The organism is Candidatus Cryptobacteroides sp. (genome assembly GCF_056207615.1).
The window spans coordinates 1-3091 of the sequence record NZ_JBAEER010000001.1 but is presented as its reverse complement, the minus strand read 5'-3'; the positions used below and the strand labels follow the sequence as shown (position 1 = coordinate 3091).

General features: G+C 55.1%; 3 protein-coding genes and 1 tRNA gene. 1 reads left to right on the top strand and 3 read right to left on the bottom strand.

Going from position 1 to position 3091, the window contains the following annotated elements:
* Positions 1–726, bottom strand: a 726-nt coding sequence (locus tag AC06ND_RS00020; protein WP_475676943.1) for an FGGY family carbohydrate kinase, incomplete at its 3' end; no start/stop codon positions are given.
* A gap of 86 nt (positions 727–812) precedes the next feature.
* Here AC06ND_RS00020 and AC06ND_RS00015 point away from each other — a divergent pair.
* On the top strand, positions 813–2303 hold the full coding sequence (locus tag AC06ND_RS00015) for a DUF1593 domain-containing protein (RefSeq protein ID WP_475676942.1): 1491 nt from the start codon (positions 813–815) through the stop codon (positions 2301–2303).
* 60 nt (positions 2304–2363) lie between these two features.
* On the opposite strand, the gene AC06ND_RS00010 is transcribed toward AC06ND_RS00015, so the two are convergent.
* A tRNA-Cys gene (locus AC06ND_RS00010) sits at positions 2364–2434 on the bottom strand.
* 51 nt (positions 2435–2485) lie between these two features.
* On the bottom strand, positions 2486–3091 hold a 606-nt coding region (locus AC06ND_RS00005; RefSeq protein ID WP_475676941.1), incomplete at its 5' end, for a class I SAM-dependent rRNA methyltransferase.

The following is a 3091-nucleotide window of genomic DNA, read 5'->3' as shown; positions in this document are numbered from 1 at the left end:
CTGGTCACCTGCGATTCCGGCGACCGGCACCTCGCTGCCCATGAGCATCGTATGTCCATACACCTCCGACGAAGAGCACACCTTCGGCATCATGGACTCAGGAATGTCCAGAAGTTCGAGAAGTTCCTTGTCCCATTCGAGGGTATTGATGTTGAAGAGCATGGTCCTCGACGCATTGGTGACGTCGGTGATATGGATCTTGCCGTCGGTGAGGTTCCACACCAGCCAACTGTCCACGGTACCGAAGCGCAGCTCTCCCTTCATAGCCTTCTCTCGCGCTCCGGGCACATTGTCCAGCAGCCACTTGATCTTCGTCCCGGAGAAATATGCGTCTATGATCAGACCCGTCTTTTCCCTGATCCTGTCGGTGTGTCCCGCAGCCTTGAGACTGCTGCAATAATCCGAAGTCCTGCGGTCCTGCCAGACAATGGCATTGTAGATCGGTTTTCCTGTGCTCGCATCCCAGACTATGGTCGTCTCGCGCTGGTTTGTGATTCCTATGGCAGCGATGTCCGAGCCCTTGAGTCGACGTGAGGTCATTGCCTCCGCCATAACCGCGCACTCGGTAGACCATATCTCCATCGGATCATGCTCCACCATTCCCGGTTTCGGGAAATACTGGGTGAATTCTTTCTGACTTATGGCTATAGGATATCCGTTCCGGTCGAAAACAATCGCTCTCGAAGAGCTGGTGCCCTGGTCGAGGGCTATCACGTAATCTCTCATCTGAAGGGGTTCAGGGTAATAGTCTGTCCAACAAATATAGGAATTAATCGGTAGAAAAGGCTACATTTGTAGGACACGCCAATAATATGAAAAGATTACTCATCATCCTCGCAGCGGCAGCTCTCTGCCTCATTTCATGCAGCCAGCCCAAGGCTGAGCTGAAGCCTCGTATCGTAGTAATGACCGACATAGGTCCCGAGGAAGTGGAGCCGGACGACATGGAATCGGCAGTGAGGCTCATGTCATACGCAGACCGCTTCGAGATCGAGGCGCTCATCACGACAATAGGATGGAACTGCGACCCATACCCTAGCGAGTGGGCAGAGTACCTGACCAGGGTCATCGACGCGTATGGCAAAGACGTCGACAATCTCAAGGCCCGCTCTGCACAGAAGGGATTCAGATCCCTGGAGAAGGAGAACGGCCAGCAGGAGCTCGGATATTGGCCCAGCGTCGAGTACATACGCAGCCGTGCGATGATGGGCAGCCAGAGAGCCGGCATAGGAGTGATAGGTGAAGACAACGACACCCCCGGCAGCGATTTCCTCATCAAGCTCGCCGACGAGGACGACCCTCGTCCTATCTGGGTATGCTCATGGGGTGGTGCAAACACCCTCGCACAGGCAATCTGGCGCGTGCAGCAGACCCGCAGCAAGGAAGATGTGACCGCGTTCGTCAGGAAATTCAGGGTCTATACCATATCTGACCAGGACATGGTCTACGCACGCAGGTTCGACCGTGCATACAGCTCGCATCAGTGGATGAGAATGAACTTCCCTGAAGACCTCATGCTCATCTGGGACGAAGGTGCATGGCAGCGTCAGTGCGACCTCGGAAAGGAGAATTGGGAGCTGCATCAGAAGAACATACAGGCCAAGGGCAATCTCGGAAGCGAGTATCCGAACTACCTCTGGGGCGTGGAAGGAGATACCCCCACCTTCCTCAACATCATGCCTAACGGTCTCAACGACGCCGAGGATCCTACCCAGGCAAGTTGGGCAGGCTTCCATGTGCGCGGAATATGCCCAGACCTCCAGACAGAGGCTTGGAACAGCTGGCAGGAGCCCGTACGCACGATTTCGGTGGACTTCAAGGAGCGTTTCTATCCAGACGAGCTTAATGATTTCATGGCCAGGATGCAGTGGGCTGACGAGGGAAAGGGCAACACCAACCCTCACGTACAGCTCAGCATCGAACCTGAGGGCGCAAAGGCAATCAAGGTCAAGGAAGGGACGGTTCCGGTCCATGTAAGCGTCGCCGCAGGTTCTACGGTAAAGCTCGACGCATCTGCGTCCTATGACAGCGAAGGCGACTCGCTCAGGTATACATGGTGGCAGCAGGAGAATGCCGGTACAGCGGTCGTAGGTTCGTTCAGAGCCGGCGACAGAGGGACCAACCTTATCCTCAACGGAGCCCAGCAGATACTCTCTATCTCTAACGCGGATTCCGAAGCCATCGAAATCTCGATACCGCAGTCCGCTGCCGGCCAGTCTCTCCATATCATATGCGAGGTCCACGACGACGGGGCCTTCTCCCTCGTTTCCTACCGTCGTATCATACTCGACGTCCAGCGATAACGCATAAACATAAAGCCACGAAAACGAAAAAGCTCAGGAACATTCCTGAGCTTTTTCGTGAGGTGCGTAGCGGAATCGAACCACTGTTGCAGGTTTTGCAGACCTGTGCCTAGCCACTCGGCCAACGCACCATATTTCCTTTCGGGACTGCAAATATAAGAACAAATTCTACAATTGCAAAACTATTCTACATAGAGAAGAAGTCCCTTGAGGTATTCTCCTTCCGGATGGTAGATGTTCACTGAATGGTCAGCAGGCTGATTGAGACGGTCGAGTATCCTCACGCGACGGCCTGACTGCGCCGCAGCCGAGAACACTGCAAGCGCGAACGCCTCCTTGTCCACGACCTGTGAGCAGCTGTAGGTGAATACGAGTCCGCCAGGAGCGACACGCGAGATCGCGGCAGCATTGAGCCTCTGATATGCACGGAGGGCATTGCGGAGCACTCCCCTGTGCTTTGCGAATGCAGGTGGGTCGACGATCATGAGATCGTACTTGCCTTCTGGAGCCGACTTCACAAAATCGATGGCGTCGCAGCAATAGCTGGTGTGCTGCTCGGCAGTGAAACCGTTGAGGGCGACGTTCCTGTCCACCATGTCCATGGCCTTCTGCGAGCAATCGACAGAATCCACATGCTTCGCACCACCGGCGAGGGCATAGATAGAGAATCCGCCTGTGTAGCAGAAAAGGTTGAGCACGTTCCTGCCGGCAGAATAGCGTCCGACGAGGTTCCTGTTCTCACGCTGGTCGAGGAAGAAACCTGTCTTCTGGCCGCTGGTCCAGTTCAC